Source organism: Pseudomonas sichuanensis (assembly GCF_024749065.1).
GTDB classification, from domain to species: Bacteria; Pseudomonadota; Gammaproteobacteria; order Pseudomonadales; family Pseudomonadaceae; genus Aquipseudomonas; species Aquipseudomonas sichuanensis.
Window position 1 is genome coordinate 439,671 of sequence record NZ_CP087185.1, and the last position, 15,766, is coordinate 455,436.

The 15,766-nt window shown below is 64.3% G+C and carries 14 protein-coding genes; 9 read left to right on the plus strand and 5 right to left on the minus strand.

The window, feature by feature from the left end; genetic code table 11:
- Window positions 1-271: 271 nt before the first annotated feature.
- The 4 genes from rarD to LOY51_RS02040 all read right to left on the minus strand — a co-directional run bounded on the left by rarD (window position 272) and on the right by LOY51_RS02040 (window position 3,827).
- On the minus strand, window positions 272-1,159 hold the full coding sequence (rarD, locus tag LOY51_RS02025; protein ID WP_125857179.1) for an EamA family transporter RarD: 888 nt from the start codon (window positions 1,157-1,159) through the stop codon (window positions 272-274).
- A gap of 64 nt (window positions 1,160-1,223) precedes the next feature.
- A complete protein-coding gene (locus LOY51_RS02030) occupies window positions 1,224-2,198 on the minus strand; it encodes a serine/threonine protein kinase (RefSeq protein WP_125857180.1) in 975 nt (324 codons plus the stop codon).
- A 69-nt stretch (window positions 2,199-2,267) separates the two neighbouring features.
- Window positions 2,268-3,032 (minus strand): TOBE domain-containing protein, encoded by a 765-nt coding sequence (locus tag LOY51_RS02035; RefSeq protein WP_258644172.1) that lies wholly within the window; start codon window positions 3,030-3,032, stop codon window positions 2,268-2,270.
- 57 nt (window positions 3,033-3,089) lie between these two features.
- The gene (locus tag LOY51_RS02040; protein ID WP_258644173.1) at window positions 3,090-3,827 is read right to left on the minus strand and encodes a ComFC family protein; all 738 of its coding nucleotides are present in this window, start codon (window positions 3,825-3,827) and stop codon (window positions 3,090-3,092) included.
- 89 nt (window positions 3,828-3,916) lie between these two features.
- Between LOY51_RS02040 and bioB the strand changes: the two genes are divergently transcribed.
- The 9 genes from bioB (at window position 3,917) to LOY51_RS02085 (ending at window position 14,369) form a co-directional block, all read left to right on the plus strand.
- Window positions 3,917-4,975, plus strand: coding sequence for a biotin synthase BioB (gene bioB, locus LOY51_RS02045; RefSeq protein WP_125857183.1), 1,059 nt, complete (start codon window positions 3,917-3,919; stop codon window positions 4,973-4,975).
- Window positions 4,976-4,977: 2 nt separating this feature from the next.
- Window positions 4,978-6,150 (plus strand): 8-amino-7-oxononanoate synthase, encoded by a 1,173-nt coding sequence (bioF, locus tag LOY51_RS02050; RefSeq protein ID WP_258644174.1) that lies wholly within the window; start codon window positions 4,978-4,980, stop codon window positions 6,148-6,150.
- Window positions 6,143-6,874 carry an alpha/beta fold hydrolase gene (locus tag LOY51_RS02055; protein WP_125462320.1) on the plus strand — a complete coding sequence of 244 codons (732 nt, stop codon included), beginning with the start codon at window positions 6,143-6,145 and terminating at the stop codon, window positions 6,872-6,874. The genes bioF and LOY51_RS02055 overlap by 8 nt, the downstream gene beginning before the upstream one ends.
- Window positions 6,867-7,691: a malonyl-ACP O-methyltransferase BioC gene (gene bioC / locus LOY51_RS02060; RefSeq protein WP_258644175.1), complete on the plus strand. Its 825-nt coding sequence runs from the start codon at window positions 6,867-6,869 to the stop codon at window positions 7,689-7,691. The genes LOY51_RS02055 and bioC overlap by 8 nt, the downstream gene beginning before the upstream one ends.
- 1 nt (window position 7,692) lies before the next feature.
- Window positions 7,693-8,373 (plus strand): dethiobiotin synthase, encoded by a 681-nt coding sequence (gene bioD / locus LOY51_RS02065; RefSeq protein ID WP_125857187.1) that lies wholly within the window; start codon window positions 7,693-7,695, stop codon window positions 8,371-8,373.
- A 131-nt stretch (window positions 8,374-8,504) separates the two neighbouring features.
- A complete protein-coding gene (locus LOY51_RS02070) occupies window positions 8,505-8,801 on the plus strand; it encodes a pyrroloquinoline quinone biosynthesis protein PqqE (RefSeq protein WP_125462323.1) in 297 nt (98 codons plus the stop codon).
- A 265-nt stretch (window positions 8,802-9,066) separates the two neighbouring features.
- Entirely contained in the window at window positions 9,067-10,872 is a 1,806-nt protein-coding gene (locus LOY51_RS02075; RefSeq protein WP_258644176.1) for a phenylacyl-CoA dehydrogenase, read from the plus strand.
- 311 nt (window positions 10,873-11,183) lie between these two features.
- Window positions 11,184-12,467, plus strand: coding sequence for a GGDEF domain-containing protein (locus LOY51_RS02080; protein WP_258644177.1), 1,284 nt, complete (start codon window positions 11,184-11,186; stop codon window positions 12,465-12,467).
- Between the two features lie 123 nt (window positions 12,468-12,590).
- Complete coding sequence (locus LOY51_RS02085; RefSeq protein WP_258644178.1) at window positions 12,591-14,369, plus strand: acyl-CoA dehydrogenase C-terminal domain-containing protein; 1,779 nt, start codon at window positions 12,591-12,593, stop codon at window positions 14,367-14,369.
- Window positions 14,370-14,742: 373 nt separating this feature from the next.
- Here the strand turns inward: LOY51_RS02085 and LOY51_RS02090 are convergent, their stop codons facing one another.
- Window positions 14,743-15,666 (minus strand): LysR family transcriptional regulator, encoded by a 924-nt coding sequence (locus tag LOY51_RS02090; protein WP_125462327.1) that lies wholly within the window; start codon window positions 15,664-15,666, stop codon window positions 14,743-14,745.
- Window positions 15,667-15,766 lie beyond the last annotated feature (100 nt).

A 15,766-nucleotide genomic window follows, 5' to 3' on the forward strand; every position in this document is an offset into this window, starting at 1 on the left:
CGCGATCCCTTGTAGGAGCGGCCTTGTGCCGCGATGGGGCGCGAAGCGGCCCTGAGGTGGTTATCCCGATTTAACGGGGACGCTCCTGTGGATAACCTGGGGGCGTACCGCTACAGCCCAACAACGGTGCAGGCTGGCGCGATTTGAGCAAAAAACACCCAGTAATCAGTAGCTTGTGCACAAACCACGGGGACGAGGGTGTGGATAACCTCTGGAGCGCTTGCTGCAGGCCAAGCACGGCGTGGCCTGCAGGGGTTTGAGCATTATTTGATCAGTCGCGCTTGCGCAAACTGAGCCAGGCATCGACGCTGTACACGGCCAGGCCTGCCCAGATGCAGGCGAAGGCCATCAATGTGCTGGACGACAAATGCTCGCCGAACAGCAGCACCGCCTGCAGCAGCACCAGGGTCGGCGCCAGGTACTGCAGGAAGCCCAGGGTGGTGTACGGCAAGTGACGGGCGGCGGCGTTGAAGCATACCAACGGCACCAGGGTCACCGGGCCGGCGGCGATCAGCCACAGCGCTTCGCTGCTGCTGAAGAAGTCCAGGCTGGCGCTGTTGGCGGTGGGGTGCAGCAGCAGCCAGCCGATGGCCAATGGCACCAGCATCCAGGTTTCCACCACCAGCCCCGGCAACGCGGCCACCGGCGCCTGTTTACGAATCAAGCCATAAAAGCCGAACGACAGCGCCAGTGCCAGCGACACCCATGGCAGGCTGCCGACCTGCCACACCTGCTGTGCTACACCCAATGCCGCCAACCCCACCGCCAGCCATTGCAGACGGCGCAGGCGTTCGCCGAGCAGCAGCATGCCCAGCAGCACGTTGATCAGCGGGTTGATGTAGTAGCCCAGGCTGGCCTCGAGCATGCGCCCGTTGTTCACAGCCCACACGTAAGTCAGCCAGTTACCGGCGATCAGCGTGCCGCTCAGGGCCAGGATGGCCAGGCGGCGTGGGTTGTCACGCAGCTCGCGCCACCAGCCGGGGTGTTTCCACACCAGCAGCAACAACGAGCCGAACAGCGCCGACCACAGCACCCGATGGACGATGATTTCCACCGCCGGGACGCTCTGGATGGCTTTGAAGTACAGGGGGAACAGGCCCCAGATGATGTAGGCGCCGAGGCCCAGAATGTACCCGCGGCGCGGGTTGGCGGCGTGCATGCAGAATCCTTGCTTAGGTAGCTAAATAACGCGACGCCTATTGTAGACAGAGCGCGCTGTGCTTCTAGAACAATTTCAACGGTTGTTCATCCAGCGCAGCCATCTGTTCGCGCAGCGCGAGGATCTGGTCGCCCCAGTAACGCGGCTGGCCGAACCAGGGGAAGCTCGGCGGGAACGCCGGGTCGTCCCAGCGCCGCGCCAGCCAGGCGCTGTAGTGCAGTTGGCGCAGGGCGCGCAGGGGCTCGATCAGGGCCAGTTCGCGCGGGTCGAAATCGTGGAATTCGTTGTAGCCGTCGATCAGTTCGGCCAGCTGGCCCAGGCGCTCTTCGCGGCTGCCGGCGAGCATCATCCACAGGTCTTGTACCGCCGGGCCCATGCGGCAGTCGTCAAGGTCGACGACGTGGTAGGCCTCGTCGCGGTGCATCAGGTTGCCGGGGTGCAGGTCGCCGTGCAGGCGGATCAGCTTGTGCGGGGTACGTGCGTAGATGTCCTCGACGCGCTTGAGCAGGTCACGGGCCACCGATTCGAAAGCTGGAAGCAGCTCGCGGGGGACGAAATTGCCTTCGAGCAGGGTGCGCAGGGAGGCGTGGCCAAAGTTGTCCACAGCCAGTTGTTCGCGGTGTTCGAAGGGGCGGGTGGCACCGACCGCGTGCAGGCGGCCGAGCAGTTGGCCGAGGCGGTAGAGCTGGTCGAGGTTGCCCGGCTCGGGCGCATGCCCGCCGCGGCGAGGGAACAGGGCAAAGCGAAAGCCCTGGTGCTCGAACAGCGAACGGCCGTCGTGCTGCAGCGGCGCAACCACCGGCACCTCGCAGTCGGCCAGTTCGGCGCTGTAGGCATGCTCTTCGAGAATGGCCGCGTCGCTCCAGCGCCCCGGGCGATAGAACTTGGCGATCAGCGGCTGCGCGTCCTCGATACCCACCTGGTAGACCCGGTTTTCGTAGCTGTTCAGTGCCAGGACACGGGCATCGCTGAGAAAGCCCAGGCTTTCCACGGCATCGAGCACGAGGTCGGGGGTGAGGGTGTCGAAGGGGTGGGACATACAGGGCTCCAGGCGCGGGGACAGCGTGGGCGCATGGTAGCGCATTCCTCGCGGCAACCGCGGGCTGCGCTATACCGGTACGCCCAGCAGTACATAGGAGGGATGGAACTGCACCCGGATCTCGCAGCCTGCCCGTACCTGATGCTGCTCCAGCCATGGCTGCTCGGCGATCGCGCACAAGGTCTGGCCGTTGCCCAATACCAGGCGCACTTCGCGTTGCTCGCCGTCATCGGCCAGGACTTCCTCGACCGTGGCCTTGAGGCAATTGCTGCCGTGCTCGGCCTGCTCATCGGCGCCCAGCAACTGCAGCCAACCCGCTTTGAGCAGCGCCAGCACCGTGGCGCCCAGGGTCAGCTCGAGCCGTTCGGTACTGCCACGGGTGATCAAGGCTTCAATCTCCAGCCCGCCGCCGAGGGTCAGGCTGATACGGTCATGCCGGCCTTCGCGGCGCAGGCCGCTGATCCGCCCCTGCAACTGGTTGCGGGCACTGGTGCGCAGCATCAGACGCCCGAGCAAGTCGAGGTCGCTGCTGTGCTCTGCGGCTTCGAGCATCTGTGTCTGCAAGGCTTGCAGGCGCTGGTACAGGCGCAGCACGCGTTCGCCCTCGGCGGACAGCCGTGCGCCGCCGCCACCACGGCCGCCCGTGCTGCGCTCGACCAGCGGCTGGTCGGCGAGGTTGTTGAGCTCGTCGATGGCGTCCCAGGCGGCCTTGTAACTGATGCCGGCGGCCTTGGCGGCGCGGGTGATCGAGCCTTGTTCGGCGACATGCTGCAGCAGGGCAATGCGCTGCGGGCGGCGGGCGATGTGCTGGGTGAGCAGGGCGGGCAGGGACATGGGCGGGGTTCGGTTGTGCGGAAGATCCCGCGACGTTGCCGCCCGCACCCGGTCAAGTCAAGCCTGATCGGGCCTTGGCGTGCGCGCCAGGCAATAGATGTCGACGCGCCGGGCGCCCTGTTTGCGCAACAGGCTGGCGATGGCCTGGGCGGTGGCGCCGGTGGTCAGCACATCATCGATTACCGCCAGGTGCAGGCCTTCGACATCAGCGCCCGGGGCGAGGGCGAAGGCCTGGCGCAGGTTGCGCCGCCGGGCCTTGGCGCCCAGGGCCTGCTGGGCCTGGGTGTCGCGTGTGCGTTCGAGCAGCTGTTCGTCGCAGGGCAGTTGCAGTTGCGTGGCCAGCCAGCGGGCCAGCATCGCCGCCTGGTTGAAGCCGCGTTGGCGCAGGCGGCGGCTGGCCAGGGGGACGGGCAACAAGCGATCAGGCCGTGGCAGGTGTTCGTTGAAGCGATGTTCCAGGGCCTGGCCGAGCAACTCTGCCATCAGGCGGCCCATCGGCCACTGGCTGTTGTGCTTGAAGCGGCTGATCAGGCTGTCGACCGGAAAGCCGTAATGCCACAACGCAACGACCTGGTGGAACGCCGGTGCGCGGCGGCGGCAGCTGGCGCAGGTAAAGCCGTCCATCGGCAGTGGCAGCCCGCAGCGGCGGCATTGTTCGTGGAGCCAGGGCAGTTCGCTTTCGCAGGCCATGCACAGTGGCCAGGGCTGTTGCGCGGGTTCGTCGCAGAGCAAACAGTGGTGATCAATATTTATACACTTGTAAGCCAGTGATTTTATGTTTGGTTGACAGTTCATGGTCCTTCCGTAAATATGCGGGCTATCCGTGATGCGCTGGCGGGCTTTCCTGTCCCGGCGTCAGTCAGACCATAGATAAGGAAACGCCGATGAGCGCCAGCACAATTGCAACCACACGTCACGACTGGTCCCTGGCCGAGGTCAAGGCGCTGTTCCAGCAGCCGTTCAACGACCTGCTGTTCCAGGCGCAGACCATGCATCGCGCGCACTTCGACCCCAACCGCGTACAGGTATCGACCTTGCTGTCGATCAAGACCGGCGCCTGCCCGGAAGACTGCAAGTACTGCCCGCAGTCCGGCCACTACAACACCGGGCTGGAAAAACAGAAGCTGATGGAAGTGCAGAAGGTGCTGGAAGAAGCCGCCCGGGCCAAGGCCATCGGCTCTACCCGGTTCTGCATGGGCGCTGCGTGGAAGCACCCGTCGGCCAAGGACATGCCTTACGTGCTGGAGATGGTCAAAGGGGTCAAGGCCATGGGCCTGGAAACCTGCATGACCCTCGGCAAGCTCGACCAGGAGCAGACCCTGGCCCTGGCTCAGGCCGGCCTGGACTACTACAACCACAACCTCGACACCTCGCCGGAGTTCTACGGCAGCATCATCACCACCCGTACCTACAGCGAGCGCCTGCAGACCCTGGCCTACGTGCGTGATGCCGGCATGAAGATCTGCTCCGGCGGCATCCTCGGCATGGGCGAGTCGCTGGACGACCGCGCAGGCCTGCTGATCCAGCTGGCCAACCTGCCTGAGCACCCGGAATCGGTGCCGATCAACATGCTGGTCAAGGTCGCCGGCACGCCGTTGGCTGAAGAGGAAGACGTTGACCCGTTCGATTTCATCCGCATGCTGGCCGTTGCCCGCATCCTCATGCCCAAGTCCCACGTGCGCTTGTCCGCCGGCCGTGAACAGATGAACGAGCAGATGCAGGCCCTGGCCTTCATGGCTGGCGCCAACTCGATCTTCTACGGCGAAAAACTGCTGACCACCGCCAACCCGCAGGCCGACAAGGACATGCAGCTGTTCGCCCGCCTCGGCATCAAGCCCGAAGCCCGTGAAGAGCATGCCGACGAAGTGCATCAGGCCGCCATCGAGCAGGCAGTGGTCGAGCAGCGCAACAGCGCGCTGTTCTACGACGCAGCCTCGGCCTGAGCATGGCCTTCGACCTCGCCGCGCGGCTGGCCGAACGGCGTGCCGCGGACCTTTACCGTCAGCGGCCACTGCTGCAGAGCCCGCAGGGGCCGCAGGTGGTGGTCGATGGCCAGCCGCTGCTGGCCTTCTGCAGCAACGACTACCTGGGCCTGGCCAACCACCCCGAGGTGATCAAGGCCTGGTGCGACGGCGCCGAGCGCTGGGGTGTCGGCGGCGGTGCCTCGCACCTGGTGATCGGCCACAGCACACCGCACCACCAGGTCGAGGAGGCATTGGCCGAATTGACCGGGCGCCCGCGGGCACTGTTGTTCTCCACCGGTTACATGGCCAACCTTGGCGCCATCACCGCGCTGGTGGGGCAGGGCGACACGGTGTTGCAGGACCGCCTCAACCATGCCTCGTTGCTGGATGGCGGGCTGCTCAGTGGGGCGCGCTTCAGCCGCTACCTGCACAACGATCCGGCCAGCCTGGCCAGCCGCCTGGGCAAGGCCACCGGCAATACGCTGGTGGTCACCGATGGCGTGTTCAGCATGGACGGCGACTGCGCCGACCTGCCGGCCCTGGCTGAAGTGGCCCGCGCCCGTGGCGCCTGGCTGATGGTCGACGATGCCCATGGCCTGGGTACCTTGGGTGCCAAGGGTGGCGGTATCGTCGAGCACTTCGGGCTGGGCATCGAGGATGTGCCGGTGTTGATCGGCACGCTGGGCAAAGCCTGTGGCACGGCGGGCGCCTTCGTCGCGGGCAGCGAGGAACTGATCGAAGCACTGGTGCAATTCGCCCGCCCCTACATCTACACCACCAGCCAACCACCGGCGCTGGCCTGCGCCACGCTCAAGGCGCTGGAGTTGCTACGCCGGGAGACCTGGCGTCGCGAGCACCTGGCGGCGTTGATCCGCCAATTCCGCGAGGGCGCCGAGCAGATCGGCCTTACGCTGATGGACAGCCACACGGCGATCCAGCCGATCCTGATCGGTGATGCCGCCCGGGCGATGGCGTTGTCGCGCCGGCTGCGCGAGCGTGGCCTGCTGGTGACGGCTATTCGCCCACCCACCGTACCCGCCGGCAGCGCGCGGCTGCGGGTGACGCTGAGCGCCGCCCACAGTGAGGCGCAGGTCCAGCTATTGTTGAATGCATTGGCCGAGTGTTATCCGCCGCTGGAGGCCGCCGATGCGTAACCGTTTGATCCTTCTGCCCGGCTGGGGGCTGGGTACCGCGTCACTGGAACCGCTGGCCGCCAGCCTGCGTGCCCAGGACCTGCGCTTGCAGGTAGAGCTGATGCCGCTGCCGGAGCTGCCCCACAGCGACGTGCAGGCCTGGGTCGAACACCTCGACCGGCAGTTGCCGACCGATGCCTGGCTGGGTGGCTGGTCGCTGGGTGGCATGCTTGCCAGCGCCTTGGCCCACAAGCGTGGCGACCACTGCTGCGGGCTGCTCACCCTGGCCAGCAATCCCAGTTTCGTCGCCCGGCCGGACTGGCCCCATGGCATGGCAGCGGACACCTTTGGCACCTTCCTCGATGGCTGCCGCAGCCATACGCAGGTCACCCTCAAGCGCTTCCGCACCCTGTGCAGCGACGGCGCGCTGCAGCCGCGCACCTTGTTGCGTCAGTTGGGGGTGGGCGTGCCCGATACCGACCCGTTGTACCTGGCCACCGGCCTGGAAGTGTTGGCCAAGCTGGATACCCGCGCGGCACTGGAGCAGTACGGCGGCCCACAACTGCATCTGTTTGCCGGCAGTGACGCGCTGGTTCCGGCGGAGGCGGCCAAGGCGTTGAGCGAGTTGTTGCCGGACGTGGAAGTCGGCCTGGTCGAAGACAGTTCCCACGCCTTCCTGCTGGAATATCCGCAGGAGCTGGCGGCGGGCATCAAGAGTTTTTTGCATGAGAGTGGCGATGACTGACCTTTCCCAGCCGAGCCTGCCCGGCGGCCTGCCAGACAAACGCCAGGTGGCGGCCTCGTTCTCCCGCGCCGCCGCCAGCTACGACAGTGTCGCAGCCCTGCAGCGTGCGGTGGGGGTGACTCTGCTGGAAAAACTACCGGCCGACCTGGCGCCTGAGCGCTGGCTTGATCTGGGCAGCGGCACGGGGCACTTCAGCCGGGTGCTGGCGGCGCGTTTCGCCGGTGCCAGCGGCGTGGCCATGGATATCGCCGAGGGCATGCTGCGCCATGCTCGTGAGCAAGGTGGTGCGCAATATCACGTGGCGGGCGATGCCGAGCGCCTGCCGCTGGCCGATGGTAGTGTCGACCTGCTGTTCAGCAGTTTGGCGGTGCAGTGGTGTGGCCAGTTCGGCAGTGTTTTGAGCGAGGCTGGGCGGGTGTTGCGTCCGGGCGGTGTGATGGCGTTCAGCAGCTTGTGTGTCGGTACTCTCGATGAGTTGCGCGCCAGCTGGCAGGCGGTAGACGGCATGGTCCACGTTAACCGCTTCCGCCATTTCGAGGACTACCAGCGCCTGTGCGCGGGCAGCGGCCTGGAGCTGCTCGGGCTGGAGCGCCGCGCCCATGTGCTGCACTACCCGGACGTGCGCAGCCTGACCCACGAACTCAAGGCCCTTGGCGCGCACAACCTCAACCCTGGGCGCCCTTCGGGGCTCACCGGGCGGGCGCGGATGCAGGGGCTGCTGCAGGCTTACGAGCAGTTCCGCCAGCCCCAGGGGCTGCCGGCCACCTATCAGGTGGTCTACGGTGTGCTGCGTCAATCTGCGGCAGAGGGGCAGTAACATGAACCAGGCTTATTTCATCGCCGGCACCGACACTGACGTTGGCAAGACCACCATCGCCGCCGGCCTGCTGCATGCGGCGCGTCAGCGTGACTTGAGTACCCTGGCAGCCAAGCCGGTGGCGTCCGGTTGTGTGGTCACCCCCAAGGGGTTGCGCAACAGCGATGCCCTGGCGCTTATCGATGAAAGCTCGATCAAGCTGCCTTATGAGCAGGTCAATCCTTTCGCCTTCGAGCCGGCCATCGCCCCCCATGTCGCCGCGCGCGAAGCCGGGGTAGCGCTGAGTGTGCCGACGTTGCTGGAAGCCATGCACCATGTGCTGGCACAGAGTGCCGATTTCACCCTGGTCGAAGGTGCCGGGGGATGGCGCGTGCCGCTTTCGGACCACGCCAACCTGTCGGACCTGGCGATTGCCCTGAAGCTGCCGGTGATCCTGGTGGTTGGCGTGCGCCTCGGGTGTATCAACCACGCCCTGCTCAGTGCCGAGGCGATTGCCCGGGATGGCCTGCAACTGGCCGGTTGGGTGGCGAATATCGTCGACCCACGGACATCGCGGTTGGAAGATAACCTTTCCAGCCTGGCCGAGCGGCTGCCCGCGCCTTGCCTGGGGCGGGTGCCATGGCTCAAGCAGGCGAGTGCGGATGCAGTGGCCGCGCATCTGCAGCTGGATCTGCTGGACTAGACGGCCTGCCGGATGGCGGCATGATCCGGTCTATTGGCTGGCACTGGGCTATTAGGGATTTAAACGGGCCTTTTTCCGGCTGGCCTGCTTTAATAAGCCCTGTTCATTACCCAGCGTCACGGAGTCCTGACATGGAAATCAACGCAAGCTCCGCCTTCTACGCAGGCCTGGGGGCTATCCAGAACGGGCAGAACCGCGTCGACCAGGCCGCCCAGCAGATCGCCAGTGGCGCCGTCGAGCGTGGCAACACCAGCCAGTCCACCGACTACCAGGCCGAGCGCCTGCGTGGCGTCGACCGCAGCCAGCAGATGGACCTGGCCACCAGCACCGTGCAACTGGCGCTGGGCAAGCAGGAAGTCGAACTGGGCGTCAAAGTCGCCAAGGCCTCGGACGAAATGCTCGGTCGGTTCATCGACACCTACGCCTGATCGTCACCTCACATTCAGCAACATCGCGGGGCAAGCCCGCTCCCACGCCCCGCCCTGCGGCATTGCGTGGGAGTGGGCTTGCCCCGCCATGCGTTTAGAGGGTGGTGGCGTAAATGTCATGTTGGGCGGCGTAAATGACACTGAGCCTTCCTTGACATCGCAGCCACCTAAACGTAAGTTTCAAACAACTGTTTGATCGATAGCCGCCAAGCGTTGGTCGGTGTCAGCGGTCTCCCCAGAGAACTCATCACAGAGGTTCATCGCAATGCCTGATTACAAAGCTCCCTTGCGTGATATCCGCTTCGTCCGCGACGAACTGCTTGGCTATGAGGCGCACTATGCGAGCCTGCCGGCCTGCCAGGACGCCACGCCAGACATGGTGGACGCGATTCTTGAAGAAGGCGCGAAATTCTGTGAGCAGGTATTGGCCCCGCTGAACCGTGTCGGTGACCTGGAAGGCTGCACCTGGAGCGAGTCGGGCGTGAAAACGCCGACCGGTTTCAAGGAAGCCTACGAGCAATTCGTCGAAGGCGGCTGGCCGAGCCTGGCCCATGACGTCGAGCATGGCGGCCAGGGCCTGCCTGAGTCGCTGGGCCTGGCCCTGAGCGAGATGGTCGGTGAGTCGAACTGGTCGTGGGGCATGTACCCAGGCCTGTCCCACGGCGCGATGAACACCATCTCCGAGCACGGCACCCCCGAGCAGCAGCACACCTACCTGACCAAGCTGGTGTCCGGCGAGTGGACCGGCACCATGTGCCTGACCGAGCCGCACTGCGGTACCGACCTTGGCATGCTGCGCACCAAGGCCGAGCCTCAGGCCGACGGCAGCTACAAGGTGTCCGGCACCAAGATCTTTATCTCGGCCGGTGAACACGACATGGCCGACAACATCGTTCATATCGTCCTGGCCCGCCTGCCCGATGCGCCTGCCGGCACCAAAGGCATTTCGCTGTTCATCGTGCCCAAGTTCCTGCCAAACGCCGAAGGTGGCGTCGGTGAGCGCAACGGCGTGAGCTGCGGCTCGCTCGAGCACAAGATGGGCATCCACGGCAACGCCACCTGCGTCATGAACTTCGACAGCGCCACCGGCTACCTGATCGGCCCAGCCAACAAGGGCCTGAACTGCATGTTCACCTTCATGAACACCGCACGCCTGGGCACCGCACTGCAGGGCCTGGCCCACGCTGAAGTGGCGTTCCAGGGCGGCCTGAAGTACGCCCGTGATCGCCTGCAGATGCGCTCCCTGACGGGCCCGAAAGCGCCTGAAAAGGCGGCCGACCCGATCATCGTCCACCCCGACGTGCGCCGCATGCTGCTGACCATGAAGGCCTTCGCCGAAGGTAACCGTGCGATGGTCTACTTCACCGCCCAGCAGGTGGATATCGTCAAGTACAGCCAGGATGAAGAGGCCAAGAAAAAGGCCGACGCACTGCTGGCCTTCCTCACCCCGATCGCCAAGGCCTTCATGACCGAAGTCGGCTTTGAAGCTGCCAACCACGGCGTGCAGATCTACGGTGGCCACGGCTTCATCGCCGAGTGGGGCATGGAGCAGAACGTGCGCGACAGCCGCATTTCCATGCTGTACGAAGGCACCACCGGCATCCAGGCCCTCGACCTGCTCGGCCGCAAGGTGCTGATGACCCAGGGCGAGGCGCTCAAAGGCTTCACCAAGATCGTCCACAAGTTCTGCCAGGGCCAGGAAGGCAACGCTGCTACCAAAGAGTTCGTCGAGCCACTGGCGGCGATCAACAAGGAGTGGGGCGAGCTGACCATGAAGATCGGCATGGCGGCGATGAAGGATCGCGAGGAAGTCGGTGCCGCTTCGGTGGATTACCTGATGTATTCCGGCTATGCCTGCCTGGCCTACTTCTGGGCCGACATCGCTCGCCTGGCCGCCGAGAAGTTGGCTGCCGGCACCAGCGAAGAGGCGTTCTACACCGCCAAGCTGCAGACTGCGCGCTTCTACTTCCAGCGCATCCTGCCGCGCACCCGCACGCATGTCGCGGCGATCCTGTCTGGTGCCGACAACCTGATGGCGATGAAGGAAGACGATTTCGGTCTGTCCTACTAAGCCTGCCGGCTGTAGCAAAACCGTCTGCCGTTATCGGCAGGCGGTTTTTTTTTGCCCATCGATTCAGGTGGCCAAGTGGCAGAGGTCCGCCAGGCAGGGGTTCAGGCATCTCCAACGCGATCACGGAGCAAGCCCGTTCTTGCAAAAAGAAGGGAAAAGTCTGCAGAGATGTCGCATCCAGTAACGAGTGTGCCTCAAGCATGCACACCTGCCTGCCGTTAACCCGACGTCAAAATTTCATCTATTCAGGTGCACAGTGGATGAAGTAGGGGCACAATGCCATTATTGATCTGCCGGGTCGGAGATTACCCTTGTTTCGTCTATCCGCTGTACGCGCGAGCCACTTCCTGCCTTCGCTGATTCTTTTGCTGTCGGGCCTTGCCGCGGCCTATGTGAGGGACCTGAGTGTCTTCTTCACATCGCTGTTCAATGTGCTGCCCACCTTGGTCCTGCTGCTGGGCGGGGCCTATTGCGCGGTGTATCGCCGGCAGCGCGAGCTGTTCCTGATGGTCACGGTATACATCGCCTATTTCCTGCTCGACACCCAGACCGACTTCTACCGCGACAATGGCCGGGTGCGCGAGGATGCTGCGGTGATCTTCCACCTGGTCTGCCTGCTGCTCCCGGCGTTGTTCGGCCTGTATGCGGCCTGGCAGGAACGTACCCACCTGGCCCAGGACATGCTCGCCCGCTTTGCCGTGCTGTTTGCTGTCGGCAGCGTGGCGCTGGCGCTGGAGCAGAGCTTCCCCGAGGCCCTGTTGGGCTGGCTGGCGGAGATCCGCTGGCCGTCGCTGCATGGCCAGTGGATGAGCCTTATCCAGTTGGCCTACCCGCTGTTCATCGTCGTGTTCATCCTGCTGGTGGTGCAGTACCTGCGCGAGCCCCGGCCCTTGCATGCGGCACAGGTCATCGGGCTGATCGGTATCTTCTGGATGCTGCCCAAAACCTTCATTCTGCCGTTCACCCTGAACATCATGTGCAGCCAGGTGATGCTGATGATCGCTGCCGCCGTCTCCCACGAGGCCTATCAGATGGCCTTCCGCGACGAACTGACCGGCCTGCCGGGGCGCCGCGCATTGAACGAACGCATGCAGCGGTTGGGGCGCAACTACGTGATCGCCATGACCGACGTCGACCACTTCAAGAAATTCAACGATACCCATGGCCATGACGTCGGTGACCAGGTTCTGCGCCTGGTGGCCAGCCGCCTGTCCAAAGTCACCGGTGGTGGCCGAGCCTACCGCTATGGCGGCGAGGAGTTTGCCCTGGTGTTCGCTGGCAAGACCGCCGAGGAATGCCTGCCGCACCTGGAGGCGGTGCGCGAGATGATCGCCAACTACGCCATTCAGCTTCGCGACCAGAGCAACCGCCCGCAGGATGATGGCGCCGGCCGACAACGCCGTGCTGGCAACGGCAGCAGTACGGTTTCGGTCACCATCAGCATCGGTATCGCCGAGCGCCAGCTTGAGCATCGCAACCCCGAGCAAGTGCTCAAGTCCGCGGACCAGGCCCTGTACAGCGCCAAGGGCGCGGGGCGTAACTGCGTGATGACCTTCGGCCAGCAATCACAGCGCGGTGCCATTCGAATGGCGTGACCATGGCTGACCATTCGGTCGGATGATGACCCTATGTCTCGAAAAAGTTGTTCGGTTACACTGGCTACAACCCAGTGCCGCGGTCCCGTCGGACCGCCCCGAGCCTTATAGCGAGAGGTTGTCATGGCTGAATATAAAGCGCCCCTGCGCGATATGCGCTTCGTTCTCAATGAAGTCTTCGACGTGGCCACACTCTGGTCGCAGCTGCCTGCCCTGGCCGAGACGGTCGATGCCGACACCGCCATGGCCGTGCTGGAAGAGGCCGGCAAGGTCACCAGCAAGACCATTGCCCCGCTGAGCCGCGCCGCTGACGAAGAAGGCTGCCACTGGGACAACGGCGTAGTGCGCACCCCGGCAGGCTTCATCGAGGCCTACCAGACCTTTGCCGAAGGTGGCTGGGTGGGCGTGGGTGGCGATCCGCAGTTCGGCGGCATGGGCATGCCCAAGGCGATTTCCGCCCAGGTCGAAGAGATGGTCAACGCCTCGAGCCTGGCGTTTGGCCTGTACCCGATGCTCACCGCCGGTGCCTGCCTGTCGATCAACGCCCACGCCAGTGAGGCGCTGAAGGAGAAATACCTGCCGAACATGTACGCCGGCGTCTGGGCCGGTTCCATGTGCCTGACCGAGCCCCACGCCGGTACCGACCTGGGCATCATCCGCACCAAGGCCGAACCGCAGGCCGACGGCAGCTACAAGGTCAGCGGCACCAAGATCTTCATCACCGGTGGCGAGCACGACCTCACCGAGAACATCATTCATCTGGTGCTGGCCAAGCTGCCGGACGCACCGGCCGGCCCCAAAGGCATTTCGCTGTTCCTGGTGCCCAAGTTCCTGGTCAACGAAGACGGCAGCCTCGGTGCGCGCAACCCGGCCAACTGCGGCTCGATCGAGCACAAGATGGGCATCCAGGCCTCGGCCACCTGCGTGATGAACTTCGACGAGGCAGTCGGCTATATCGTGGGTGAGCCGAACAAGGGCCTGGCCGCCATGTTCACCATGATGAACTACGAGCGCCTGGGTGTTGGCATCCAGGGCCTGGCCTCGGCCGAGCGCTCGTACCAGAACGCCGTCGAGTACGCCCGCGACCGCCTGCAGAGCCGCGCGCCGACCGGCCCGCAGGCCAAGGACAAGGTCGCCGACCCGATCATCGTTCACCCGGACGTGCGTCGCATGCTGCTGACCATGAAAGCGCTGATCGAGGGTGGCCGGGCCTTCTCGAGCTACGTGGCGCTGCAACTCGACAGTGCCAAGTACAGCGAAGACGCCGCGACCCGCAAGCGCAGCGAAGAACTGGTGGCCCTGCTGACGCCAGTGGCCAAGGCCTTCCTCACCGACCTGGGCCTGGAGTGCACCGTGCACGGCCAGCAGGTGTTCGGTGGCCACGGCTATATCCGTGAGTGGGGTCAGGAGCAACTGGTACGTGATGTGCGCATCACCCAGATCTACGAAGGCACCAACGGCATCCAGGCCCTGGACCTGGTCGGTCGCAAGGTGGTGGCCAGCGGCGGCGCCTACTACCAGCTGTTTGCCGACGAGATCCGCCAGTTTGTCGTAGCCGCTGGCAGCGAGTTGGGTGAGTTCACCAAGCCGCTGGCGGCGTCCCTCGACCAGCTCGACGAACTGACGGCCTGGGTGCTGGACAAGGCCAAGGGCAACCCTAACGAGATCGGTGCGGCGTCGGTGGAGTACCTGCACGCGTTCGGTTACGTCGCCTATGCCTACATGTGGGCACTGATGGCCCGTGCGGCCAAGGCGGGCGAGGGCGATGCCGACTTCTACGGGGCCAAGCTGGGAACCGCACGGTTCTACTTCGCGCGGCTGTTGCCACGGGTGCATTCGTTGGTGGCTTCGGTGAAGGCGGGGAGCGATTCGCTCTATCTGCTGGACGCTGAACAGTTCTGATCAATCTGTGGGCTGCCCTGCCGCCCACTCCAGCCCGTCTGGCCCCTTGATCGGCAGCGCTTACGCAGGGGCACTACTTTCGTGGCCCTGTTTGTGATTAATCGGAAAGCTGGAAGCATCACCACCTGCTGACCTCGCCGTTTGCCAATGAATCCTTTTGTAAGCTTTGTCTTACATGACGTGGTGACTTTTCGCCCCTTTCCTAAGATTGGATCCACGGTTACTCTTTCTTACATGGACGTAGCGCAGGAAGCGCAATGGACAAACAGGGACACGAAAGGATCCTGCCAGGACGGTGGGGAGATAAGGATGTCAAAGGGAAACAGTCTAGGAAACCTCGCTTCGGCGGGGTTTTCTTTGTGCCTGTGTTTTTTCAGCCGAGCACGTCCAGCGGTGACACACCCAGCTGACGCGCGTCGGTCTCTGCTTCCAGCAGGGTGCGCAGCAGCTCCACAGACGCCTGCTGGCGCTGGGCATCGCGGAATACCAGGCCGACCTTCAGCGGTACCCGCGGCTCGCTCAAGGGCTTCCACAGCAGTGCCTGGTCATCCTCGGCAGCCTCTTTGGCCCGCCCTGGCAGGACGGTGGCCAGCGCCGTGTGCGCCAGGCTGTCGAGAATCCCCGCCATGTTGTTCATCTCTGCCTGTACCTGCGGCCTGCGGCCCAGGTTGGCCAGTTGCGCCTTCCAGATCTGGCGGATCTGGAACTCTTCACCCAGCATCAGCATCGGCAGTTCGGCCGCCTGGCGTAGCGAGACCTTCTTGAAGTCTTTCAAGGGGTGGGTATTGGGGATGACCAGCTGCAATTCGTCCTCATACAGCAACAAGCCGTGCAGTCCCGGTTGGCGCGGTGGCAGGTAGCTGATCCCGATATCCAGGTTGCCGTTGAGCAAGCGTCGCTCGATCTCCAGCCCCGACAGTTCATAGATCTGCACCACAAGGTGCGGCTGAGCCTTGCGCACGCGTTCCAGCAGCTGCGGCACCAGGCTTGGCCGCACGGTCTGCAGCACGCCGATGGCCAGGGTACGCAGCGACTGGCCCTTGAAGTTGCGCATGGCCTCGTGGGCCCGCTGCAGGCCATCGAGCAGTGGCAGAGCGTGGTTGTACAGGGTGTGGGCGGCCAGGGTTGGCAGCAGGCGTTTGTTGCTGCGTTCGAACAGGCTCAGGTCGAGGCTGTGCTCCAACTGACGGATCTGTTGCGACAGGGCCGGCTGGGACAGTGACAGGCGTTCGGCGGCGCGGCCCACATGGCCTTCTTCATACACCGCGACGAAATAACGCAGTTGGCGAAAATCCATAAGTGATACTTATCGAAAAAGCTGCAAAATCCAAATGGCCCCGAAGCGCCCCGAGGCCTAGTCTATCGCCGTATTCCAGTGGGTTACAGCGATCATCGAG